This window comes from Mycobacterium neumannii, from assembly GCF_048452905.1.
GTDB classification, from domain to species: Bacteria; Actinomycetota; Actinomycetes; order Mycobacteriales; family Mycobacteriaceae; genus Mycobacterium; species Mycobacterium neumannii_B.
Genome location: NZ_JBCGVF010000003.1, coordinates 1,787,293 through 1,810,352, shown reverse-complemented (window position 1 = coordinate 1,810,352; position 23,060 = coordinate 1,787,293). Strand labels below are relative to the sequence as shown.

General features: G+C 66.6%; 24 protein-coding genes and 1 pseudogene. 5 read left to right on the top strand and 20 right to left on the bottom strand.

Translation table 11 applies throughout. The features are described from left to right. Nucleotides 1-173: 173 nt before the first annotated feature. Nucleotides 174-662, top strand: coding sequence for a flavin reductase family protein (locus tag AAHH99_RS15270; RefSeq protein WP_418769341.1), 489 nt, complete (start codon nucleotides 174-176; stop codon nucleotides 660-662). A gap of 53 nt (nucleotides 663-715) precedes the next feature. On the opposite strand, the gene AAHH99_RS15265 is transcribed toward AAHH99_RS15270, so the two are convergent. The 5 genes from AAHH99_RS15265 to AAHH99_RS15245 form a co-directional block, all read right to left on the bottom strand. Then, the gene (locus tag AAHH99_RS15265) at nucleotides 716-877 is read right to left on the bottom strand and encodes a hypothetical protein (RefSeq protein WP_090344556.1); all 162 of its coding nucleotides are present in this window, start codon (nucleotides 875-877) and stop codon (nucleotides 716-718) included. A gap of 162 nt (nucleotides 878-1,039) precedes the next feature. After that, nucleotides 1,040-1,792 carry a succinate dehydrogenase/fumarate reductase iron-sulfur subunit gene (locus AAHH99_RS15260; protein WP_064349299.1) on the bottom strand — a complete coding sequence of 251 codons (753 nt, stop codon included), beginning with the start codon at nucleotides 1,790-1,792 and terminating at the stop codon, nucleotides 1,040-1,042. Continuing rightward, nucleotides 1,789-3,738: a fumarate reductase/succinate dehydrogenase flavoprotein subunit gene (locus AAHH99_RS15255; protein WP_418769340.1), complete on the bottom strand. Its 1,950-nt coding sequence runs from the start codon at nucleotides 3,736-3,738 to the stop codon at nucleotides 1,789-1,791. Before AAHH99_RS15255 ends, AAHH99_RS15260 begins: the two co-directional genes overlap by 4 nt. 33 nt (nucleotides 3,739-3,771) lie before the next feature. Beyond that, the gene (locus tag AAHH99_RS15250; RefSeq protein WP_064349302.1) at nucleotides 3,772-4,611 is read right to left on the bottom strand and encodes a hypothetical protein; all 840 of its coding nucleotides are present in this window, start codon (nucleotides 4,609-4,611) and stop codon (nucleotides 3,772-3,774) included. Nucleotides 4,612-4,656: 45 nt separating this feature from the next. After that, nucleotides 4,657-4,950: a hypothetical protein gene (locus AAHH99_RS15245; RefSeq protein WP_064349304.1), complete on the bottom strand. Its 294-nt coding sequence runs from the start codon at nucleotides 4,948-4,950 to the stop codon at nucleotides 4,657-4,659. 111 nt (nucleotides 4,951-5,061) lie between these two features. On the opposite strand from AAHH99_RS15245, the gene AAHH99_RS15240 reads away from it, so the two are divergent. From AAHH99_RS15240 to nirD, 4 genes are all read left to right on the top strand, one after another. Next, nucleotides 5,062-5,820: an isocitrate lyase/PEP mutase family protein gene (locus tag AAHH99_RS15240; protein ID WP_418769339.1), complete on the top strand. Its 759-nt coding sequence runs from the start codon at nucleotides 5,062-5,064 to the stop codon at nucleotides 5,818-5,820. 10 nt (nucleotides 5,821-5,830) lie between these two features. Continuing rightward, entirely contained in the window at nucleotides 5,831-6,124 is a 294-nt protein-coding gene (locus tag AAHH99_RS15235) for a hypothetical protein (protein WP_418769338.1), read from the top strand. Nucleotides 6,125-6,383: 259 nt separating this feature from the next. Continuing rightward, a complete protein-coding gene (gene nirB / locus AAHH99_RS15230) occupies nucleotides 6,384-8,939 on the top strand; it encodes a nitrite reductase large subunit NirB (protein ID WP_418769337.1) in 2,556 nt (851 codons plus the stop codon). Next, nucleotides 8,936-9,283, top strand: coding sequence for a nitrite reductase small subunit NirD (nirD, locus tag AAHH99_RS15225; RefSeq protein WP_418769336.1), 348 nt, complete (start codon nucleotides 8,936-8,938; stop codon nucleotides 9,281-9,283). The genes nirB and nirD overlap by 4 nt, the downstream gene beginning before the upstream one ends. A gap of 65 nt (nucleotides 9,284-9,348) precedes the next feature. Here nirD and AAHH99_RS15220 read toward each other — a convergent pair whose 3' ends face one another. From AAHH99_RS15220 to AAHH99_RS15150, 15 genes and pseudogenes are all read right to left on the bottom strand, one after another. After that, the gene (locus tag AAHH99_RS15220; RefSeq protein ID WP_418769335.1) at nucleotides 9,349-10,029 is read right to left on the bottom strand and encodes a sirohydrochlorin chelatase; all 681 of its coding nucleotides are present in this window, start codon (nucleotides 10,027-10,029) and stop codon (nucleotides 9,349-9,351) included. After that, a complete protein-coding gene (locus AAHH99_RS15215) occupies nucleotides 10,026-11,174 on the bottom strand; it encodes a uroporphyrinogen-III synthase (protein ID WP_418769334.1) in 1,149 nt (382 codons plus the stop codon). Before AAHH99_RS15215 ends, AAHH99_RS15220 begins: the two co-directional genes overlap by 4 nt. 186 nt (nucleotides 11,175-11,360) lie before the next feature. Beyond that, entirely contained in the window at nucleotides 11,361-11,930 is a 570-nt protein-coding gene (locus AAHH99_RS15210) for a GNAT family N-acetyltransferase (RefSeq protein WP_418769333.1), read from the bottom strand. A gap of 26 nt (nucleotides 11,931-11,956) precedes the next feature. Then, a complete protein-coding gene (locus AAHH99_RS15205) occupies nucleotides 11,957-12,844 on the bottom strand; it encodes a 5-oxoprolinase/urea amidolyase family protein (protein WP_418769332.1) in 888 nt (295 codons plus the stop codon). After that, a complete protein-coding gene (locus tag AAHH99_RS15200) occupies nucleotides 12,841-13,521 on the bottom strand; it encodes a 5-oxoprolinase subunit B family protein (RefSeq protein WP_418769331.1) in 681 nt (226 codons plus the stop codon). Before AAHH99_RS15200 ends, AAHH99_RS15205 begins: the two co-directional genes overlap by 4 nt. Nucleotides 13,522-13,596: 75 nt before the next feature. Next, complete coding sequence (locus AAHH99_RS15195; RefSeq protein WP_418769330.1) at nucleotides 13,597-14,280, bottom strand: queuosine precursor transporter; 684 nt, start codon at nucleotides 14,278-14,280, stop codon at nucleotides 13,597-13,599. A gap of 12 nt (nucleotides 14,281-14,292) precedes the next feature. Next, nucleotides 14,293-15,210, bottom strand: coding sequence for an ABC transporter substrate-binding protein (locus AAHH99_RS15190; RefSeq protein ID WP_418769329.1), 918 nt, complete (start codon nucleotides 15,208-15,210; stop codon nucleotides 14,293-14,295). A gap of 13 nt (nucleotides 15,211-15,223) precedes the next feature. After that, nucleotides 15,224-15,424, bottom strand: a pseudogene (locus AAHH99_RS15185) (putative sulfate exporter family transporter); the annotation flags it as partial. Nucleotides 15,425-15,481: 57 nt separating this feature from the next. After that, nucleotides 15,482-16,291, bottom strand: coding sequence for an SDR family oxidoreductase (locus AAHH99_RS15180; RefSeq protein ID WP_418769328.1), 810 nt, complete (start codon nucleotides 16,289-16,291; stop codon nucleotides 15,482-15,484). 75 nt (nucleotides 16,292-16,366) lie between these two features. Next, entirely contained in the window at nucleotides 16,367-17,182 is an 816-nt protein-coding gene (locus tag AAHH99_RS15175) for an MOSC domain-containing protein (protein WP_418769327.1), read from the bottom strand. Further along, complete coding sequence (locus AAHH99_RS15170) at nucleotides 17,179-17,535, bottom strand: STAS domain-containing protein (protein WP_418769326.1); 357 nt, start codon at nucleotides 17,533-17,535, stop codon at nucleotides 17,179-17,181. The genes AAHH99_RS15175 and AAHH99_RS15170 overlap by 4 nt, the downstream gene beginning before the upstream one ends. Then, nucleotides 17,532-18,617: a cobalamin B12-binding domain-containing protein gene (locus AAHH99_RS15165; RefSeq protein ID WP_418769325.1), complete on the bottom strand. Its 1,086-nt coding sequence runs from the start codon at nucleotides 18,615-18,617 to the stop codon at nucleotides 17,532-17,534. Before AAHH99_RS15165 ends, AAHH99_RS15170 begins: the two co-directional genes overlap by 4 nt. After that, complete coding sequence (locus AAHH99_RS15160; protein WP_418769324.1) at nucleotides 18,614-20,194, bottom strand: PP2C family protein-serine/threonine phosphatase; 1,581 nt, start codon at nucleotides 20,192-20,194, stop codon at nucleotides 18,614-18,616. The genes AAHH99_RS15165 and AAHH99_RS15160 overlap by 4 nt, the downstream gene beginning before the upstream one ends. 230 nt (nucleotides 20,195-20,424) lie before the next feature. Beyond that, nucleotides 20,425-21,585, bottom strand: a complete 1,161-nt coding sequence (locus AAHH99_RS15155) for an NDMA-dependent alcohol dehydrogenase (protein ID WP_418769323.1) — start codon at nucleotides 21,583-21,585, stop codon at nucleotides 20,425-20,427. Continuing rightward, nucleotides 21,586-23,040 (bottom strand): aldehyde dehydrogenase family protein, encoded by a 1,455-nt coding sequence (locus AAHH99_RS15150; RefSeq protein WP_418769647.1) that lies wholly within the window; start codon nucleotides 23,038-23,040, stop codon nucleotides 21,586-21,588. Nucleotides 23,041-23,060 lie beyond the last annotated feature (20 nt).

The following is a 23,060-nucleotide window of genomic DNA, read 5'->3' as shown; positions in this document are numbered from 1 at the left end:
GGTCCCCGGGCCTACCGGTCATCCGCGGGGGGCTCGAGCATGGGCGTCACGTTACCGGTTGTGTTCACGACGATTCCGACCCTCACCGGGTGCCGCGTCCACGACGTATGGCGGGCCGGTCAGCGGGCCGGACGTGGCCGCCGCGTGCGGTCGCGTGTGAAGATGGACGGGATATGAGCGCAACTGATCTGAGCCCGGCGACGCTTCGCGAAGCGTTCGGGCACTTCCCGTCCGGTGTCATCGCGATCGCCGCGGAGCTGGAAGGCACCCGTATCGGACTGGCCGCGAGCACGTTCGTTCCGGTCTCGCTCGACCCACCGCTGGTGTCGTTCTGCGTCCAGAACACCTCGGAGACCTGGCCCAGACTCAAGGAACTTCCGTCACTGGGGATCAGCGTGCTGGGCGAGGCACACGACGAAGCCGCGCGGACGCTGGCCGCCAAGACCGGTGATCGTTTCGCCGGCCTGCACACTGTGTCGCGAGAATCCGGCGCGGTCTTCATCGACGGCACCGCGGTGTGGCTGGAAAGCGTGATCGAGCAACTCGTCCCCGCCGGCGATCACACGATCGTGATCCTTCGGGTCTGCGACATCACGGTGCATGCCGACATCGCGCCGATCGTGTTTCACCGCAGTACGTTCCGCCGCCTCGGCAACGGTTGATCTGGGTGCGCTACCGGTCGCTCAGCGATCGGTAATGCACCAAGGCCGTCGGATCAGGGCCGCGCGCTGAGCTCCTCGCGATACCCGGCCACCCGTCGCTCCAGCTCGTCGGCGTCGGCGACTCGGCCTTCCTTGCGGGCGAGGACCGCGCGGGTGCTGAGCTCGCGGATCGCGGTGCGAATGTCGTTGATGCTATGCGGATGTCGAAGTGCCACGATGCAACCTTTCGTCGTTGATTGGCCGCTACCCGCAGGGTACCCACGGAATCGTGTTTTGGGGCGTTCCTGCCGTCGTCCCCGGAGTCGCCCTACCGTCGCCGGCTCAAGCTGTTCGTTCCGGCTCCTACCGTCGCCGGCTCAGGTTGTTTGTTCCGGCTCCTACCGTCGCCGGAAAAGCTTGTCGCCGAGCCACACCACCGGGTCGTACTTGCGGTCGGCGGCCCGCTCCTTCATCGGGATCAGCGCATTGTCGGTGATCTTGATGTGTTCGGGGCAGACCTCAGTGCAGCACTTGGTGATGTTGCAGTAGCCCAAGCCATGCACTTCCTGCGCGTCCTCGGCGCGCCGCTCGTGCACGTCGAGCGGATGCATGTCCAGTTCGGCCTGGCGCATCAGGTACCGCGGGCCGGCGAACGCCTCTTTGTTCTCCTCGTGATCGCGGATCACGTGGCAGACGTTCTGGCACAGGAAGCACTCGATGCACTTGCGGAACTCCTGTGACCGGTTGACGTCCTCCTGCGCCATTCGGTACTCGCCGGGCTGCAGGTCCTTCGGCGGCGTGAACGCCGGGATCTCCCTGGCCTTCTGGTAGTTGAACGACACGTCGGTCACCAGATCGCGGATCACCGGGAAGGTGCGCAGCGGGGTCACGGTGATGACCTCGTTCTCGGCGAAGGTCGACATCCGCGTCATGCACAGCAGTCGGGGCCTGCCGTTGATCTCCGCCGAGCAGGAACCACACTTACCTGCCTTGCAGTTCCAGCGCACGGCCAGATCGCCGGTCTGGGTCTGCTGCAGCCGGTGGATGATGTCGAGCACGACCTCACCCTCGTTGACCTCGACCGAGTAGTCCTGCAGCGCGCCGTCGTTGTCGTCGCCACGCCACACTCGCATCTTTGCCTGGTAGCTCATGCGTCTCTCCTAGACGAGTGATTGGCGAGTTCTTCGGGGGTGAAGTACTTCTCCAACTCTTCGATGTCGATCAGCTCCAGCAGGTCGTCGCGCATCGGCACCTGGTCCTGCTTGGTGATGTCGATGTCGGGAACCACGGTCTCACCTTCGGCCCGGCACACCAGCAGCGTCTTGCGCCACTCGGATTCCATCGACGGATAGTCGTCGCGGGTGTGCCCACCGCGGCTTTCGGTGCGCTCCAGCGCGGCCTTGGCGATGCACTCGCTGACCAGGATCATGTTGCGCAGGTCGATGGCCAGGTGCCAACCCGGGTTGTAATGTCTGCCACCCTCGACCCGGACCCGCTTGTACCGCTCGCGCAGCTCCTTGAGCTTGTCGATGGCCTCGGTGATCTCGTCCGACTTACGGATGATGCCGACCAGGCTGTTCATCGTGTCCTGCAGATCCAGCTGCAGGGTGTACGGGTTCTCGGCGTTGTCGCCGTTGGACGGGCCCTCGAACGGATGCAGCGCCAACTTCGTCGATTCCTCGACCGCCGGGTCGGGCACCGTCGGGCGCTCACCGAGCGCGCGCACGTAGTCGGCCGCGCCCATTCCGGCGCGCCTACCGAACACCAGCAGGTCGGACAGCGAGTTGCCACCCAGCCGGTTCGACCCGTGCATGCCGCCGGAGCACTCACCCGCGGCGAACAGTCCCGGCGTCTTGGCCGCACCCGTATCCGGGTCGACCTCGATGCCGCCCATGACGTAGTGGCACGTCGGCCCGACCTCCATGGGCTCTTTGGTGATGTCGACCTCGGCCAGCTCCATGAACTGGTGGTACATCGACGGCAGTCGCCGCTTGATCTCCTCGGCCGGCAGTCGCGACGCGATGTCGAGGTAGACGCCGCCGTGCGGGGTGCCGCGCTCGGCCTTCACCTCGGAGTTGATCGCACGGGCCACCTCGTCGCGGGGAAGCAGGTCAGGGGTGCGCCGCGCGGAGTCGTTGTCCTTGAGCCACTGGTCGGCTTCCTCCATGCTCTCGGCGTACTGGCCTTTGAACACCGCCGGGATGTAGTCGAACATGAAGCGCTTGCCCTCGGAGTTCTTCAGCACTCCGCCGTCGCCGCGCACACCCTCGGTGACGAGGATGCCCTTGACGCTGGGCGGCCAGACCATGCCCGTGGGGTGGAACTGGACGAACTCCATGTTGATCAGGGTCGCGCCCGCCCGCAGTGCCAGCGCGTGGCCGTCGCCGGTGTACTCCCAGGAGTTCGACGTCACCTTGTAGGACTTGCCGATTCCACCGGTCGCCAACACCACGGCCGGCGTCTCGAACAGAACGAAGTTGCCGCCTTCGCGGTAGTAGCCGAACGCGCCCGCGATCCGATCGCCGTCCTTGATCAGATCGGTGACCGTGCACTCGTGGAAGACGCGGATGCGAGCTTCGTAGTCGCCGAACTCCTCCTTGTCCTCCTGCTGCAGGGAGACGATCTTCTGCTGCAGGGTGCGGATGATCTCGAGGCCGGTCCGGTCGCCGACGTGCGCCAGCCGCGGATAGGTGTGCCCACCGAAGTTTCGCTGGCTGATCTTTCCGTCCTTGGTGCGGTCGAAAAGCGCGCCGTAGGTCTCCAGCTCCCACACCCGGTCGGGGGCTTCCTTGGCGTGCAACTCGGCCATGCGCCAGTTGTTGAGGAACTTCCCGCCGCGCATGGTGTCCTTGAAGTGGACCTGCCAGTTGTCCTTTGGGTTCGCGTTGCCCATCGCCGCGGCGCAGCCGCCCTCGGCCATCACCGTATGGGCCTTGCCGAACAACGACTTCGTGATCACCGCGACCTTCAGGCCGCGTTCGCGCGCCTCGATGACCGCGCGCAAACCCGCACCGCCGGCGCCGATCACGACGACGTCGTAGGAGTGCCGTTCCAACTCCGATGAGCCGCTTGCGCGAAGAGCATCAGATTCCGCCATTAAAGAAACCTCACTACCGATTGGAAAGGGCTGTCAGCCAATGAATCTCAGGTCAGAGATGGCTCCGCTGGCCACCAGCATGATGTAGAAGTCGGTCAGCATCAGTGTGCCGAGCGTGATCCAGGCGTAGGTCTTGTGCCGAGTGTTCATCCTGCTGACCTGGCTCCACATCCAGTACCGGACAGGGTGTTTGGAGAAGTGCTTGAGGCGGCCACCGACGACGTGACGGCAGGAGTGGCACGACAGCGTGTAGGTCCACAGCAGCACCACGTTGGTGACGAGGATGACGTTCCCCAACCCGAATCCGAAACCGTCGGGCGAGCGGAACGCCACGATCGCGTCGTAGGTGTTGATGAGCGAGATGACCACGGCGATGTAGAAGAAGTAGCGGTGCGTGTTCTGGATGACCAGCGGCAGTCGCGTCTCGCCCGTGTAGTGCGCCCGAGGTTCCGGCACCGCACAAGCCGTCGGCGACTGCCACACCGACCGGTAGTAGGCGCCGCGGTAGTAGTAGCAGGTCAAGCGGAACAGAAGCAGGAACGGCAGCGACACCGCCGCGTACGGAAGCCACCACACATCGGGCAGGAACTGGCCGAAGTGGCTGGACTCCGGGATGCACCCGGACTGCTCGGCGGCGTTCCACTTCGCCAGACACGGCGAGTAGAACGGCGTCAGGTAGTGGTAGTCGGCGACGTAGTACCACTTCTGCATGAACGCCCGCACCGTGGCGTAGATCAGGAAGGCCGCGAAGCCCAGGTTCACGATCAGCGGTGACTGCCACCACCGGTCGGTGCGCAGCGTGCGTTGCGGAATCTCGGCACGGCTCGGCGAAAAGACGCCGGTCGCCTTGCGGTCGGCGGTGGGTGCGCTCACTGTTGCCTTTCGGTGTTGAGTTGTCCCGGTGCCCGGGGGTCCGCGTCAGCGGACGCCGCCGAGTCCTTCGTCATCGACGCCGCGCCAGAAATCGGTGTCGTACTGGGTGTCCGGGATCGGGATGCGGTCTCCGGCATGGTGGTGCACCACGCCTCGGGCCAGCTCCAGCTCTTCGGCGTCAATGTCGAGACGGTCGATGTCGTTGAGGATGCGTTCGGCGTCGTTGACGATCCGACGCGTCGCGGGGGTGTCCCCGTACCTCGACGCCAACGATGTCACGCACCGCCGCAGGCTTCCGATTAGCTCGTGCAGCTCGGCAAGTTCGGTAGTGCTGGACAATTGACCTCCTTGGGCTGAAGGGTGTCAGGCATCACAGTACGACACCCGATGCTAGCTCCATCATGCAGTGCACCGTGAGACAGATCACGTCAAACCGAAGGAGACGGCCCCATGCCCGACCAAGTCCTCAAAGAACGGGCTGAGGCCCTGCTGGCCTTGCACGTACCGGGGAACCCGGTGATCCTGCCAACCGTCTGGGACGCCTGGTCGGCCCGGCTGGCGGTCGACGAAGGATTTGCTGCGCTCACCGTCGGAAGCCATCCGCTGGCCGATTCCGTCGGTAAACCGGACCAGGAGGGCATGTCGTTCGACGACGTGATCGCCCGCGTCAAGCAGATCACCGCTGCCGTCGACGTGCCGGTCTCGGTCGACCTCGAGTCCGGTTATGCCCAGCCACCCGCACGGCTCATCGACGGCCTGCTGGAGGCGGGCGGCGTCGGGTTCAACATCGAAGACACCGTGCACAGCGAGGACGGCCGGTTGCGCTCGGCGACCGAACACGCGGAATTTGTCGGTGCGCTGCGTGAGGCGGCGGACGCGACCGGCGTCCACGTGGTGATCAACGCGCGCACGGACTTGTTCCTGCGCCAGGACGGCGACGAGTCCGACCGCGTCGAGCGTGCGATCACGCGGTTGACCGAAGCCGCCGCCGCAGGAGCCGACGTGCTTTACCCAGTGGGCCGTCACGATCCGGACACGTTGCGGCGCTTGACATCCGAGTTACCTCTGCCAGTGAACGCGATCGGGCTGCCCGATCAGGACGACCCCGCGTCGTTCGGGCCGCTCGGTGTGGCGCGAGTCAGCTTCGGTCCGTTCCTGCAGCGCGCGCTGTCGGCACAGGCCAAGGAACTGTTGCAGCGCTGGGCCTAAGGATGAAGTCATGGCTGACGACGACCTGAGCTGGCAGGACGACCGGTCGCTGGTGATGGCCGCAGGCGTGGTCGCGGCTGTACTGGTGGCGATCCTGATCTACGCGGTGGTCCGCACCTCGGACGCGGCCAGGGTGCCCGCTTCGGTCCCGCCGCCGGCGGCGACGTCGATTCCGCTGTCGTACACCACTACGACGACGACCACCCCCAGCTACACGATGCCGAGCGTGGAGACGACGGAGATCAGGGCCCCGGAGCCGCCACCGACCACCACCGCCGCGGCCCCCACGACGACCGAGCGTTGAGACGACGAAGCCGGTGGAACCGAAGTTCCACCGGCTGCTGTATCGAGTTGCTTACTTGTTTTCGATCGCGATGCGCCGCGCCTCGCGGCCTTTGTGGGAAAACTTGAGTCATCTACGCTGATATTTCAATCGGCTGCTCGCCGCGAGCGAAGCCGCAGACATCGGTCTCACAACGGTCGCGGACTAATGTGAGCACACCGTGATCGCTGCTTCACACGAGGCGACATTGCGGCAATATCGGCTGCTTAGCGTCGGCGGCATGCGGTCAACGAAAAACGTGGTCGTGGTCGGCCACGGCATGGTCGGTCACCGGTTCGTCGAGGCGCTGCGGTCCCGTGACGCCGACGGCCAATGGCGGGTGACGATCCTCGCCGAGGAGACCGACGCCGCCTACGACCGGGTCGGGCTCACCAGGTACACCGAACACTGGGACCGCAGCCGACTAGCGCTCGCGGGCAACGACTACCCGGAAGACCAGCTGGTCCAGCTGCGACTGGGCACGCGGGTCACAGGGATCGACCGAACGGACAAGGAGGTGCTGACCGCCGACGGCTCCCGAATCCCGTACGACGCCTTGGTATTGGCGACCGGCTCTTATGCGTTCGTGCCGCCGGTGCCGGGCCGCGATCTGCCGGCCTGCCACGTCTATCGGACCCTCGACGACCTCGACGCGATCCGTGCAGGCGCCGAAACGGCACTCGCGTCCAAGACGCCCGTCGGCGTGGTGATCGGCGGTGGCCTGCTCGGTCTGGAAGCGGCGAATGCGCTGCGCGCGTTCGGGTTGAAGACCCACGTCGTCGAGATGGCGCCCCATCTGATGGCCGCACAGCTCGACGAGGCAGGCGGCGCGCTGCTGAGCAGGATGGTCAAGAGCCTGGGCATCGAGGTGCACACCGGCGTGGGCACCGAGACCATCGCGCCGGCACAGCGCAACCGGCCGCTGCGCAAATCCGACCAAGACGACTCAGTGCGGTTGTCCCTCAACGACGGAAGCCATATCGACACCGGCCTGATCGTGTTCGCCGCCGGGGTGCGCCCGCGCGACGAACTCGCCCGCGAAGCGGGCCTGGACATCGCCCAGCGCGGTGGCGTGCTGACCGATATATCCTGCGTCACAAGCGATCCCGACATCTACGCCATCGGCGAGGTGGCCGCGATCGAGGGCCGCTGCTATGGGCTCGTTGGCCCCGGCTACACCAGCGCGGAGGTGGTGGCCGATCGCCTACTGGGCGGCGCCGCCGAGTTCCCGGAAGCCGACATGTCGACCAAGCTCAAACTGCTCGGCGTCGACGTGGCCAGCTTCGGCGATGCCCAGGGCCGCACGCCCAACTGCTTGAACGTCGTGGTCAACGACCCGGTCAAGCAGACCTACGCGAAGCTGGTGCTCTCCGATGACGCCAAGACCCTGTTGGGAGGAATCCTGGTCGGCGACGCGTCGGCCTACGGTGTGCTGCGTCCGATGGTCGCCAGCGAGCTGCCCGGCGACCCGCTGTCGCTGATCGCACCCGCCTCCGAGGGCGACGCACCGGGTTTGGGCGTCGGCGCGCTGCCCGACATCGCGCAGATCTGCTCGTGCAACAACGTCACCAAGGGTGACCTGAAGGAGGCCATCAGCGGCGGATGCGCCGACGTGCCCGGGCTGAAGAAGTGCACGCTCGCGGGCACCTCCTGCGGTTCGTGTGTGCCGCTGCTCAAGCAGCTGCTGGAAGCCGAGGGCGTCGAACAGTCCAAGGCGCTGTGCGAACACTTCTCGCAGTCGCGCGCTGAGTTGTTCGAGATCATCAGCGCCACCGAGATCCGCACGTTCTCCGGTTTGATCGAACGGTTCGGCACCGGAAAGGGTTGCGACATCTGCAAACCGGTGGTCGCGTCGATCCTGGCCTCGACGAGCAGCGAGCACATCCTCGACGGGGAGCAGGCCTCGCTGCAGGACTCCAACGACCACTTCCTGGCCAACATTCAGCGCAACGGCAGCTACTCGGTGGTGCCGCGGTCCCCGGGCGGTGAGATAACACCGGAGCAGCTGATCCTGATCGGCGAGATCGCCAGGGACTTCGGTCTGTACACCAAGATCACCGGCGGACAGCGGATTGACATGTTCGGCGCCCGCGTCGACCAGCTTCCCGAGATCTGGCGCCGCCTCGTCGACGGCGGCATGGAATCCGGGCACGCCTACGGTAAGTCGTTGCGCACCGTCAAGAGCTGTGTCGGCTCCACATGGTGCCGCTACGGCCAGCAGGATTCCGTCGACATGGCCGTCGAAATCGAGAAGCGCTATCGCGGGCTTCGGGCACCACACAAGATCAAGATGGCGGTGTCGGGGTGCGCGCGCGAATGCGCGGAGGCGCAGAGCAAGGACGTCGGCGTCATCGCCACCGAACAGGGCTGGAATCTCTACGTCTGCGGCAACGGCGGCATGTCGCCCCGGCACGCGCAGCTGCTGGCCGGCGACCTCGATGACGAGACGTTGATCCGGTACATCGACAGGTTCCTGATGTTCTACATCCGCACCGCCGACCGGTTACAACGCACGGCGCCGTGGCTGGAGGCGATGGACGGAGGACTCGATCATCTCCGCGATGTCGTCTGCAACGACTCCCTGGGCCTGGCAGCCGAATTCGAGGATGCGATGGCCCGTCACGTCGAGGGCTACGCCTGCGAATGGAAAGGCGTGCTCGACGACCCGAACAAGCTGTCACGCTTCGTGTCGTTCGTCAACGCCCCCGACGTCGCCGACCCCACAGTCGAATTCACCGAGCGGTCCGGCCGCAAGGTGCCCGTCCCCATCGGAATGCCGAAGGTGCCCCAAAGATGACAACCCTCAACGAGATCCAGGTCTGGACAACAGCCTGCCGCTACGACTTCCTGATCCCGAACCGCGGGGTGGGCGTGTTACTCGCCGACGGCAGCCAGGCGGCGCTGTTCCGATTGGACGACGGGTCGCTGCATGCGGTCGGCAACATCGATCCGTTCTCAGGCGCGGCGGTGATGTCGCGCGGCCTCGTCGGCGATCGCGGCGGCCGACCGACCGTGCAGTCACCGATCAAGAAGCAGGCCTTCGCGCTCGATGACGGCGTATGCCTCGACGATCCTGAGTTCTCGCTGCCGGTCTACCCGACGCGCCTCACCGCCGACGGTCAGGTCGAAGTCCGCGGCTGATCTGCGCGAAATCGCATTCCAGCAGCGAGTGAACTCCTGCTGGAATGCCATTTCGAGAGAGAGAGCTAGGCCGCGAGGGGGACGCGGGCGCGGCGGAACCGGTTGGCGACCAACCGGACCATCGCGGGATGGGTGCCCAACGGATCGGCCACCGCGTCCGCCCCACTGTCGCGCAGCCGATCCTGAAACAGCCCCTCGGCCAACAGGTATGAGGCGACCACCACCCTCCGCGCACCGCGGCGACGTAGCCGTGTCACCGCGTCGGCAACGCGCGGCTCACCGGTGGCGGCGTACGCCAGTTCGACCCGCTCACCGATCACCGCCGACAACAACGCCGACGTCTGTCGCAGATCAGACAACGCGCCGGGATCGGACGTACCCGCCGCGGCGAGGACCACCGAATCGCCCGGTCGCCAACCGCACTCGATCAAGCGATCCATGAGCACCCTCGTCAACGCTGGGCTGGGTCCGAGCGCCTCGGACACGGTCACGTCTGGATGTCCACTGGCCGCGACGTGTGCGGGGATGTCGACGTTGACGTGATATCCGCGCGCGAGGAATGCCGGCACGAGGATCGTCCGATCGGACAACGTCTGCAGCACTTCGCTCGGTGTCGGGCCGAGAACGTCGACGAACGCGACGTGGACCCGGGCGCCAAGCACCGTCGAGACCCGGTCGGCGAGGCTCCCGATCAGCGCGACACCGCTCTGTTTACGCGTGCCGTGCGCCACCAGAAGATAGCTCATGGCGCGTACGCCAGGTTGTCCTCGACGGCCAGGCGGTAGCCGCGCTTGACGACGGTCGACACGATGTTCTTGTCGCCCAACGCGCTTCGCAGCCGCAAGACGGCCGTTTCGACGGCGTGGGTGTCGGTGCCGGTGCCGGGAAGGGCCCGCAGCAGGTCCGCACGCGACACCACCGCTCCCGGCCGGTGGGCGAGCGCGCGGATCGTCGCCATGCCCGCCGGCGACACCGGCTTGACGACACCGTCGACCAGGACGCACGTGCCGCGGATCTCGAGCAGGTGCCCGGCCACCCGAATGGTGCGCGAGCACAACAGCGGCAGCTCATCGGTGATGTGACGAGCCAACGCGCCCAGCCGCATTCGCTCCGGAGCCGACGTCGGTACACCCAACCGAACCAGCGGCCGGGCGGTCACGGGGCCGACGCACATGGCGTGCACGTCTCGGCGGAAGGCGGCGATCACCTGGTTCTCCAGGCCCATCTCCTTGGCCCGCAGCAGCACCGACGCGACAGCGGGCGCCGACGTGAAGCTGACCGCGTCGAACTTCTCGTCGGCGATACCGGCCACCAGTTGGTCGAAGTCACCGTTGTGTGGCGCCGGATGCCACCGGTACACCCGAATCGGTACGACCTCGGCGCCCGCGGCGCGCAACTCGTCGAGGAACTCGGGAAACGGGTCCCAGTCGTCGGTGGCTCCGTGCAACTGCACTGCGATCCGCTGCCCGGCGATACCGCCCTCGACGAGGTAGTGCAGCAATTCGCGTGACGACTCCGAGTCGGGGGACCACTCCTCGGGCAGCCCGGCGGCGCGTAGCGCGCCGGTCGCCTTGGGGCCGCGCGACACGACGCGCGCCTTCGCGAGCGCGGCGGTCAGGTCGTTAGCCAGCCCCCAGCCGTCGGCCGCGGCGACCCAGCCGCGGAACCCGATGCCGGTGGTGGCGATCACGATGTCGGGCGGGGCGTCGATCAGGCCTTCGGTGTGTGCACGCAGCTCGTCGTCGTCGGGCAACGGCACCATCTGGATCGCCGCCGCGCTGGTTACCGTCGCCCCGCGGCGGCGCAGCAGCGCGCTCAGCTCGTCGGCGCGCCGAGCGGAGGTCACGGCTACCCGGAATCCGGTCAGCGGCGCCCAGTCCTGCCCAGTCATGGAACCTGTGTAGGCAGCGCATGTTTCCAAGCGATTACTTGGTCATTTCCGAGGCGTGTCGGCACCGCACGCAGCCTGCAGAACTTCATGAAATCCGACGTTAACGTGGCGTTATTGCGTCAACATGCCGTGCGGTGACCCTGCCGTGAAATTCCCCTCACCCCACACCCGGTGCGGGTGTGAGTCTCACCAGACGTCGCCATCGCGCCAGTCGCAGGTGATCTCGGCGCTGGTGTCGAGCTCCACACTGACCGGCAGCACGAACAGTGCGTTGTCGTCGTCGGGAGTGCGGGTCAGCCCGGCCGGGGCCAACACCGACGTCGGCCCCTGCCACGGCAGCCAACCGCGGGCCGTGTAGATCGGCCTGCCGGCCTCCGTCGCGCTGAGGGCCCCGAGCTGATACGCCCCGCGGATCACCTGCTCTGCGGCGTCCATCACCGCGCGCGCCAGGCCCTGCCCGCGCCAGTCCTCACGCACCGCGACCGCTTCGACGTAACCGCACCGCAGAGCGGTTTTGCGGTACAGCAGCCGCCGTTGCACCACGGCCGCATGCGCGATCAGCGCACCGTGGTCGAAGATCATCGCGTGCATGCCGCCGAGCGAGTGCTCCCAGTCGACGTCGGTGAACGAGCCTTCGAAGGCGTCGATCACCATGCGCTTGGCGTCCGCGCGCGTCTCCGGGTCGAGGTCGGAGGTATGGATCAGCCGTGCGCTGTGGATGCGCACGACGGGAGCATATGGATCCTGAACATGCACACTGCTTTTCTACCAGCGCGGTGTGACTAACGGCCCCCGAACGGTCGGCGCGGCCGCGACCAATGCATCCGCACCGTTTGCCCGGGTCGCACCTGAGCGAGCTTGTCGATGTCCTCGTCGGCGACGACACCGATCACCGGGTACCCGCCCGTGACCGGGTGATCCGGCCCGAGGATGACGGGAAAACCGTTCGGCGGCACCTGAATTGCACCCCTTGTGGCGCCCTCGCTCGACAGTTGCCGGTCCGGCCAGCGGTACTCGAGCGGCCCGCCGACCAACCGCATGCCCACGCGGTCGCTCTTGTTGGTCGCCTGCCAGTTCGTGCGAATCAATACATCCGGATCGACGAACCAGTCGTCGCGCGGGCCGGGTACCACCGTCAACTCGAGCACGTCGTCCTCGATGGCCGCGACCGGAGCCTGGTCGAGTTCGGGGAAGTCCTCGGTGTGCTCGCCGACGGGCAGCACATCGCCCGCCCGCAGCGGCTGCGGCCCGATCGCCGACATCACGTCATACGACCGGGAACCCAGCACCGGTTCAACGTCGATGCCGCCGCGCACCGCCAGATATGTCCGAAGGCCGGCACGTGGCGCGCCGAGCGAGATCACCTCTCCGTCGCGGGCGTAGTGAATGCTGTTGGTGCCGAACAACACTCCGTCGACGGAGGGATCGGTGTCGGCGCCGGTGACCGCGATCGCGATATCGTCACCGTGCACCCGCGCCGCCAGCCCGCCGAACGTCACCTCGATGGTGGCCCTATCACCGGGGTTGGCGACCAGCCGGTTGGCCAGTGTGTGCGAGCTGCGGTCGGCGGCCCCGGCGCGGCCCACGCCCATATGCGCCAACCCGGGCCGGCCCAGGTCCTCGACCAGAGCCAACGGGCCGGAGCGCAGGATCTCCAGCGTCGTCGTCATGACTCGACCGCCCGGAACTGGACCCACATGCCCGACGTCAGCAGCGCCGGGTTGTCTCGGTTGATGTCCCACAGCACCGCGGAGGTGCGGCCGATCAGCTGCCAGCCGCCGGGCGACTCGCGCGGGTAGACACCGCTGAACTCACCCGCCAGACCCACGGCGCCGGCAGGCACCTTGGTCCTCGGCTCGGATCGCCGCGGCACCTCGAGCCTGCGGTCACCGCCGACGAGATAGGCGAAGCCCGGCGCGAACCCGCCGAACGCGACCCGCCACAAGCTACCGGTGTGGGCGGCGACGACGTCGTCGCGGGTCAGCCCGGTCAACCGGGCCACCTCGTCGAGATCGGGTCCGTCGTAGACGACGTCGATGGTGAGGTCGGCGCAGCTGCCGGCGGGCGGTGTCAGCTCGGCCTCCGGATCGGCGTCGATGCGCAACCCGCCGAGACGCTGTCGCGTCGGCGCCTGATATCTGGGCTCGGCGAGCTTGACCAACACGGTGCGCGCGGCGGGCACGATGTCGAGGACGCCGGGCAGGTCGGCCCGTCGGATCGCCTCGTTCCACGCCAGCACCTCGGCGGTGGTGTCGAACTCGAGCAACAGCGCCCGATCCCCGTAGTCGCGGATCGGCATCGCGCCGGTGCCCGGCACGTCACGTTCCATTTCGGCTGTCACGGTCATACCTGCGAAATTACCCGCGAGTAGCTTGCAATACGCCTGCTCTATGAGCCTTGCCAGAGGAGTTTTAGCGATGCCTCAAGCGGCGGGCCGATACGTCGGCTCGCGGCGCTTGATGAAGGCGATCACCCGGTACGTCACGGGCAGCACGACCACTTCCACAGCGGTCTTGTAGACCCATCCCAAAGCGGCGTACACCACGAACGAGCGCATGTCGCCGAATCCGATGATCGGTGCGGCGATCGCACAGAAGACCAACGTGTCCGCGAACTGGCCGACGACTGTCGAGCCAAGCAATCTGGCCCACAGGTGCTTCTCTTTGGTGCGCGCCTTGATACGCACCACCACCCAGGCGTTGACCAACTGTCCCACGAGGAAGCCGGCCAGCCCGGCGGCCGCCAACCCAGTGATGGACGCGACGGTGCTGGCAAGCGCCTCCTGGTTGGTGTAGTCGGCCGCAGCAGGGAGGTGCACGGTTCCCCACAACACGAGTACCGCCAACGCCTGCATGCAAAAGCCGATGATCACAGCGCGCCGGGCGGCTTTGAACCCGTATACCTCGCTCAACACATCACCGATGACGTAGGTGAGCGGGAAGACGAGAAATCCACCGTCGGTGAGCAGCGGCCCGAACGCGACGCCTTTGGTGGCGGCGATATTGGAGATCAGCACCAGGCCGGTGAAGACCGCGACCAGCGTCGGGTAGTAGGCCGATCCCGTAGTCGCGAACCCGCGGTGTTCGGCCTCAATGTCGGCGGTCACCGCGCAATCTTCTCAGGCGAGGGCTTGGGCGATACGCGGCGGCAGTTGGTCGGCCACCAAGGGGTAGGACAGCGGAGAGGCGAACGCGATCGCGCCTGCGAGTTCCTTGCCCGTGAAGATGTTCGCCGTGCCGCGCTCGGCGATCTTCGGGTCGGCCAGCAGCGCGGACTGTTCCTCGTCGGACTCGGTGGTCCAGATCAGCACGTCGGCGCCGAGTCCGTCGGTGACGCTCAAGCCCATCGCGGTGAGGAACTCAGTGCGCCACGCGGGCGCCAGGGCTTGCGGTTCTCCGTTGTCCAGCCGGCCCTGCAACAGCGCCACGGTCTTGCCCGCGAAACCGGGATTGCTTTCGGCGACCGCGATGAACTTGTCGCCGACGGTGACGAGCAGCGCCTGCATCTCGTCGTGTTTGAACACTGCCTGGCCGATGGTGGTGGCCTGTTGTTTCCACGGCTCGAAGAACGCCTCGGCGCCGGACTGCGCGACGGTCGGCGCGATCTCCGACAGCCTCGAGTAGGTGTCCGAATCGAGTCCGGCGTTGGTGGCGACGATGAGGTCGGGGTTCAGCGCAGCGATCTGGTCGACCTGGATGCCCTCGGCGAGGCTGAGCACGACGGGGTGCCCGGAGCCGAGTTTCGGTCGCGCCCAAGGCCATACCGCGAACGGCTCTCCGCCGAACCAGTCCGTCACCGCGATCGGCACGACGCCGAGCGCGAGCAGGTCGTCTTGCCCGGTCAACCCGGCGCTGACCACCCGCTTGGGCGGCGCGGGGATTTTGGTCTCGCCGAACGCGTGCTTGACGGTGACCGAGCCATCCTTGGCCACGGCGCCCGGTTTGTCCGGACCGCATCCGGCCGCGAATCCGGCGGTGACGAGTGCCGCGCCGGCGGTCATCGTCAGGAAGCCTCGTCGATTCAGCCTCTTGGCCACCCGGCGAGCGTAGCTAACCGACCTGGAAGTTCCCGAACAACACGACGGCCAGACCCAGTGCCACGACGATGTTCACCACGGTCGCCGAGGCGAACAACGCGATCGGGCGCCAACCGGCCTCCCTGCGACCCTTCAGAGAGAACTCCAAGCCGATTGCGACGAACGCGAAGATCAGGAACCACGTCCGCAAATCGTTGACCGTGCCGATCGCCGCGTATGGGACATCCGTTGCGATCAGCCCGATTTGAACCTCAACAGATGCCGGTGGGCGTCAGGAATGTGACAGCTTCTTGTTCGCGTAACGGGTCAGCCAGCCCGGGGAGAACCGGGAGGCGATGGTCATCACCTTGGTCTGCTTCCCGACCGGGAAGTGCACCTGGTGGATGGCGCGCCGCAGTCGCGACGGTTCGATGGCCTCGAGGATCGCGTCGGCGATGTCCTGTGCGGTCAGCCGGATGCCGAGCGAGTCCGTCGTTCCGGTCTTGACGTCCTGGGTCATCGCCGTCTGCACATATAGGGGCCACATCGCGATGACCCGGATGCCGTAGCGGTTCCACTCGATGTCGAGCGCCTCGGTGATACCGCGGACGAAGAACTTCGTGGCGCTGTAGTTGGCGAGCTCGGCCTGACCGTAGATCGCCGACGCGGAGGACAGGTTCACCACGACCGAGTTCGGGGTCTTACGCAGGTAGGGAAACGCCGCGTAAAGACCGTTGACCACACCCTTGGCGTTGATGTCGATCTCCTTGTGGTGGCCTCCGATGTCCATCTCCTCGAAGCGACCGGCGCGCAGGATCCCCGCGTTGTTGATCATCACGTCGAGCCGGTCACCGGCGGCCTCGGCGAACTCCCGCACCCGCGCGGCCATCTCGTCGGGGTCGGTGACATCGAGGTGGCCGGTGTGCGCGACACCGCCCAGCTGCTCGATGTCGTCGGCCAGCGACTTGAGCCCGACTTCGTCGATGTCGTAGCCGCCCACGACGAATCCGTTGCGGGCGAACGTCAGCGCCGTGGCGCGCCCGATACCGGCGGCGGCCCCGGTGATGAAAACGGTCTTACCTGAAGGGGAGGGGTTCGTCATCACCTCTTCATACCCGCTTCCGCGCCGGCGGCATCAGGGTGATGGTGACAAGTCAAGACGAGCCCTTTGGGGCGGCTATCCGACGCGCACCTTGTCGCCCGTACTGACGGTGCCGACGACGACCACCTCGGCGTAGACCCCCGCACACGGCGCCTTACCGAAGCCCGGCACCTCGACGCGGTTGTGGTCCAGCAGGTACCGCACGGCATCTGGAAGTCGTTCGGTCGCACCATGTCGCAGTGTCGGAACGGCGCAGCGTGGGGTGGCCAGCGTGACGCGTAGCGTGGCCTCACCGAGCTCGATTTCGGCTCCCACCCATCCGTTCTCGACGAAGGGCTCAGACCCGACGTCGATGACGACGTTGGGTCGGTACCGCAGCGCCCCATCCATGCCCACGCCGATCGCGTCGAGGGTGGCCGCTGTGATCAGATGCACCGGCGAGTGGTCGACGAACGCGCCGCCGGGTGCACCCTGCCCGAGTTCGAGAAGCACCGGATCGAACTCGGCGTCGATGCCGTGTGCGAGCACCTCCAGCGGATCGGACCGCTCGAGAACCACGCCGGCGGCCCGCTCGTCGGCGACATGAACTGTGCGCCCGAGCAGTTCGGACAGCGGCTCGGCCGCCTCGGTGACCGGCATACTTCGCCTGTCGGGCAGGGTAACCGTGACGCTTCCGTCCTCGCCGGTCGTCGACGCGCACTGCAACAGGGTGCTCCATCGCCGCGGGTGCTTGGCGGTGGCGACTCGTCCGGTCTCCTCGTCGATGAGGGCGTACCGCCGGTCGCCGTCGACGCCCATCGCCCCGATCCGGACCCGGTCGCGTACTTCTCCGAGCATCGATTTCACGGGGTAGCGCTGCAACGCGGACACCCGTCCGACTATGTCGCTCAACCGATCTCGATTTCGTCCGGACGTGGGGAAGCGGTGGCCTCACCCGACGTCAGATGTTCGAGCAGGCCGGTGATCTCGAGGACGCGGTCGAGCTGTCGCGGCCGGTTGTCGAGGTGCAGCACGACACCGGAGCGTGTCACCTCCCGGTGGATCACCAGCAGCGCTGACAGACCGGTGGAGTCGACGAACTCCAGCTCGGCGAAGTCGAGGTGCATGTCTTTCACGCGGGCGTCGGTGGAGAGCAGCTCGGAGACGGCATCCACCAGCCGCGCGGTATTTCCGTAAGCGAGGTCGCCCGCGACGGTGAGGCGTGCGGACGGAATCGTGACGTCAGACTTCAAGGTGAGTTTCATGCGATCGGTGTGGTGTCGGGGGCCAGGGCGGTGCGCGCAGCGGCCAGATGGCGCTGAGCTCGTGGAAAGTCTTGCAGCTGAGCGGACAGCAGCTCCAGCGCGGGGATCAGCGAGGCCGCCGGTACGTCACGGGAACTGAGCACTTCGGCCGTCCACACGATGAACCCGATGAACAACTCGTGGTCGTCGATGTAGAGGGCGGTCGCGAGGAAGTCGACGATGTGGGCGATGTCCTCGGTGGTGTGTTCGCGTTGCGCCTCGCTGTAGTCCCGCATCGCGGGAAAGCGGTTCTCCAACTCGGCGACGGTGGACTTGACCAGTTGTGGTTTGGCGGTGCTGACCATCGAGTACTCCTGGTCGGCCAGGTGCGGTAGCTGGTCGGCAAGCTGCCGGTTCGGGGTGAGGCGTAGTCGACCGATGTCGGCGCGTAGGCACTGCGCGGCGGCCCGGGCATCCGGTGCCCACGCGTCGGCACCGAGAAGCCGTGCGTAGCGGCCGTCGGGGCCGAACGCCGCGCCGCCGACGAGCACCGAGACGCCTGCGGCCTGGCACGCGGTGATCGCGGCGTGCGCGGCGGGCAGGCGGGTGGGGATCGAGCACGACAACGCGATGGCGTCGGGCGCGTGCTGATGCAGGTGTGCGATCAGGTGCGGCGTCGGCACCTGGGCGCCGAGGAAGTCCACCCGCCAGCCGCGCAGGCGGAGAACTTCGGCGAGCAGCCGGGCGGGTAGCGCGTGCCATTCCCCGTCCACGCAGGCCACGGTGACGCGTCCGGCCTCGTCGGTGGATTCGCTGGAGGGGTGTTGCGACAGAGCCGCGATGACGCGGTCGTTGATCGCGGTGGCCGCGTGCTCCTGGGCGACGGTGATCCGGTTGGCCGCCCATTCCGCGCCGACCCTGCGTTGGACGGGCGCGATCACCTCGAGTAGCGCATCCTCGGGCGTCATTCCCGCGTCAACCGCCGCGAAGAGGGCCGCAACCGCGGTCTGCTCGTCACCGTCGAGCGCCGCTTCCCACAGTCGCTCGCGCACCGCTGCGGGATCGGCCGCGGCTGTTTGCGCGCCGATGTCCGGTCCGCTCACGCTATATACCTGCCTGCAGTGTGGCCGTCGACCGCACTGAGATGTGTCCGGCGCGGCGCCGTGATGGCCACGACGGCCATGTCGTCGTGTTCCCGATCGGTTACCCACTGCGAGGCGAGCATCATCATCCGCTCGACAACCGCTTCGGCGGGCAGCGCCGCGCACTGCGCCAACGCGCCGATCAGGCGTTCTTCGCCGAAGGCCTCGTGGCCGAGTGGGCCGCCGCGGGCTTCGGACAGGCCATCGGTGTAGAGCAGGCACGTCTCGCCGGGGGCGAGCGAGACCTCGGTCGATCGCGCTTTGAACTGCGGCAGCGCGCCGACCAACATGCCACGGGTGTCCGTCTGCTCCACCGTTCCGTCGTTCCGCACGATCAGCGGCGGTGGGTGCCCGGCGCAGGTCAGCCGCAACTTCAACTGACCGTCGCGGTGCGCGACGGAGGCGAGCACGACCGTGGCGAAACGGCTGTTGTCGGGGGTCAACAGCGCACTGTTGAGCAGTTTGAGCACCGCTTCGTGCTGATCGGCCAGTGGCGCGAGCGCTTGCAGCGTGTTGCGGATCTTGCCGCTGAGTACAGCGGCCTCCAGGCCCTTGCCGCAGACGTCACCGAGGACGACAAGGGTTTCGCCGTCGGCGTCCACGGCGGGATGGACGTCGTAGAAGTCGCCACCGACCAGCTCGTGGTCTGCCGACGCGCGGTAGCCGCCTGCGAGCTCGAAATCCCCGTTCGGTGTCAACGGAGGGGGCAGCAGTTCGCGCATCAGGGTGCGGGTGATCGCCGACTGTTCGGCATACAACCGCGCCGCGGAGAGCGCCGCACCCGCACGTGACGCGAACAGCCGCGCGAACCGTTCCTCGTTCTCGCTGAATGCCGTGTGCGAGTCGCGGCGCAACAACACGAGTGCGCCTGCCGGAACGCCGTGGCCGGGCAGCGGTGTGATCAGGACCGATCCGACCTGCCCGACGAAGTGCGATGGAATCAACCAGTCGGGCACCGACGCGGGGTCGATCCAGCGCGACGGGACCGGCGGGAACCCGCGAAGAGCCTCGCTGAGGCCCGACACCTCGGCGGGGTCGGTTTCCACGCTGCGGTGTTCGGCGGCACCGTCGGGTCCGCTGCAGACGACAGGCATCCGCTCACCCCTGACGGGCGCGACGACCACCGCGGCGTCCGCCAGATGACGCTCCGCCATCTGCGCGGTCGCCTCCATGCAGCGTTCGAAGTTCAGCGATGCCATCAGCACCGCAGAGACGTCGTCGAGAAGCGCGGCGCGCCCGCGTTCCCTGGCGAGCTCCTCGTGCGCGTTCTGCAGAGTCCGGTGGGTGTCTTCGACCAGCCACCACGCGACCTCGCCGCCGGGCAGTGCCGAGGGGCGTGCCTCGAAATCGCGCCCTGTGAGCTCGCCGATGGTCGACGCCTGCGCGACGTCGGCCGACGCGTCTCGCAGAAATCGGTCATGGGCGCACGTCAACCACGGCGGTGCCGTGTCGGCGAACCTGGCCCCGACCTCGGCCTCCGGCAAGAGGGAGCGCGCGGAGTCGCTCAGTCCCCGTATGACACCGTCGCGGTCGACCATGACCACAGGGTGAGGAACGGACTGCCAGCCGGCTGCTTCGCCGGGCGCCGCAGTTCTCACGGTCCTGTCGCTGGTCATCGGTCACCGTGGAAAGCGACGTCGGAAATGGAAACCATCACACCCCTGCACTCACGCACATTCACTGTGAGGCGTGGGCTCAGCCTCTGAATGGAACCGACTCTACCCTGCACCGCTGCGAGTCGTTCCGAAACGCCGTCGCGACCTGCGTCCTAAAAAGCGATGACCCCGCGGATGTTGCTCCCGGATCTGAGATCCTTCATCGCCTCGTTGATGTCGTCCAGCTTGTACTTCTGCGTTATCAATTCGTCGAGCTTGAGAGTCCCCGCCTCGTACATCGACAGCAGTCTCGGCATGGCTTCGCGGGGGTTCATCTCGCCGTAGAGGACCCCTTTGAGGGTCTTACAGGAACTCACCATGTCGGGCAGGCTCAGCGGGACCATCAAGTCGCTGACTTTCGCCATGCCGGTGAGGACGCAGGTGCCGCCCTTGCGCAGCAGCATCAGCGCCACCATAACGAGGTCGGCCGGCACAACTCCGGGCGTCAGTACGACGCGGTCGGCCATGACGCCCCAAGTGATCTCCTTGACCAGTTCCAGGGCGGAACCGGCGTCGACGGCGGTGTGAGTGGCGCCGAAGGTGGGAGCGATCTCGCGTTTGAACTCGTTCGGGTCGACGGCGACGATGTGCTTGGCGCCGGCGACCTTCGCGCCCTGCACGGCGTTCATACCGATGCCGCCCACACCCACCACCACGACGGTGTCGCCGGGTTCGGTTCCTGCCGCCACCGAGCCGGAGCCGAAACCTGTTGTGACACCGCAGGATACGAGAGAGGCCGCTTCCAGCGGTACCCAGTCGTTGATCTTGACCAGCGAGCGTTCGGACGCCACCACGTACTCGGAGAAGGTGCCGACCTGCATCATCGCCATCAGGTCCTCGTCGCCGACGTGGCGCCTGCACGTGCCGTCGGTGGTCATGGCCTTGCTGTAGATGTCGGCGCCGACGTCGCAGAGATAGGTGCGCCCGGTCACGCACCAGCGGCAGGTGCCACATGCGGGGAAAAACGAGACCGCCACGTGGTCACCGGGTTTGAGCGTCTTCACCTCAGGACCGACGTCTTCTACGATGCCGGCTCCCTCGTGCCCGCCGAGCATCGGGAACCACTCCGGCACCGGCACACCGGAGGCCCGCATCAGTTCTTCCATCTCCGGACTGGGCACGCTGTCGCCGGTGTAGAAGTGTTCGTCGGAATGGCAGATCCCGGCGTAGGCCATCTTGACCAGAACCTCACCGGCGCGGGGCGGGTCCAGTTCGATGTCGGTGACTTCCCAATCGATGCCCACGCCGCGCAACACGGCCGCACGTGATTTCATCTATGCCCCCTTCGGCCAGCCGACAGTCTTGGTTTCGGTAAAGATTTCGAGGCCTTCGATGCCGCATTGCCGACCGACACCGGATTGCTTGTAGCCGCCGAAGGGGGCGTCTGCGCCATACCAGAGGCCGCCGTTGATTCCGAGGGTCCCGGTGCGGATCCGGCTCGCGACCGACTTGGCTCGGTCCAGGTCGTTGGCGAACACCACGCCCGACAAGCCGTAGATGGAGTCGTTGGCGATGCGCACCGCATCGTCGTCGTCGTCGAATCCGATGACCGACAGCACCGGGCCGAAAATCTCCTCTTGGGCGATCGTCATCCGGTTGTCGACGTCGGCGAAAACCGTTGGCTCGACGAAGAAACCCTTCTCGAGGTGCGAAGGAACGTTGCCGCCGGTGACGACCCTTGCCCCTTCCTGCTTACCCTTCTCGATATAGCCCATCACCCGGTCCTGCTGGCGCTTGGAAACCTGAGGGCCTTGCAACACGGAGGGGTCGGTGGGGTCACCGTACTTGTTCTTCTCCATGGCGACCTTGACGATCTCGACCGCCTCGGCGTAGCGACTGCGGGGCACCAGCAACCGGGTCGGCATGGCGCAGCCTTGTCCGGCATGCATGGATATGAACGCGCTGCCGCCCACCGATGCACTGATGTCGCCGTCGTCGTCGAGCACCAGGTACACCGACTTGCCGCCGAGTTCGAGGAATGTCGGTTTGACCGTGTCGGCGGCGGCCTTCATGATGCGCCGGCCGGTCGCCGTCGACCCGGTGAAGGCCACCATGTCGACGAGGGGAGAGGTCGAGAGCACCTCGCCGACCAGATGATCCGACGAGGTGACGATGTTGATCACCCCAGGCGGAATGTCGGTCTGCTCGGCGATGATCCGGCCGATGCGGGTGGCGTTCCAGGGCGTATCGGGAGCGGGCTTGAGCACCATCGTGTTGCCCATGGCGAGAATCGGCCCGATCTTGTTGAGGATGATCTCGAACGGAAAGTTCCACGGCGTGACGACGCCGACGACTCCGACAGGTTCCTTCCACACTTCACGGGCAGCGAGGGTCCCCATGCCGAACGCATCCTTATCGGGAAGTGTTCGTTTCCAGGGGAACTGGCTGATCATATCGGCCGGCCAACCCAGGGCTTCCTTGAGCGGCACGTCGAGCTGTGGTCCGAACGTGCTCAGCAGCGGGCAGCCGGCCTCCGCGATGAGCTCGCTGCGGATCTCCTCGCGTTCGGCCTCGAGCGCCGCCTGCAGTTGACGCAGTCCGGCGGCACGGGCCTGTCCGTCTCGCGACCAGTCGGTGTGGTCGAACGCGTGGCGGGCGGCCGCCACCGCCCGTTCCATGTCGGCGCGGGTGCCGTCGGCGGTGCCGCCGAGGACCTCCTCGGTCGCGGGGTTGATGTTGTCGAACTGCCGGCCTGTTTCTGATTCGACGAGCTTGCCGTCGATGAGCATGCGCGATTCGTGTGTCACGA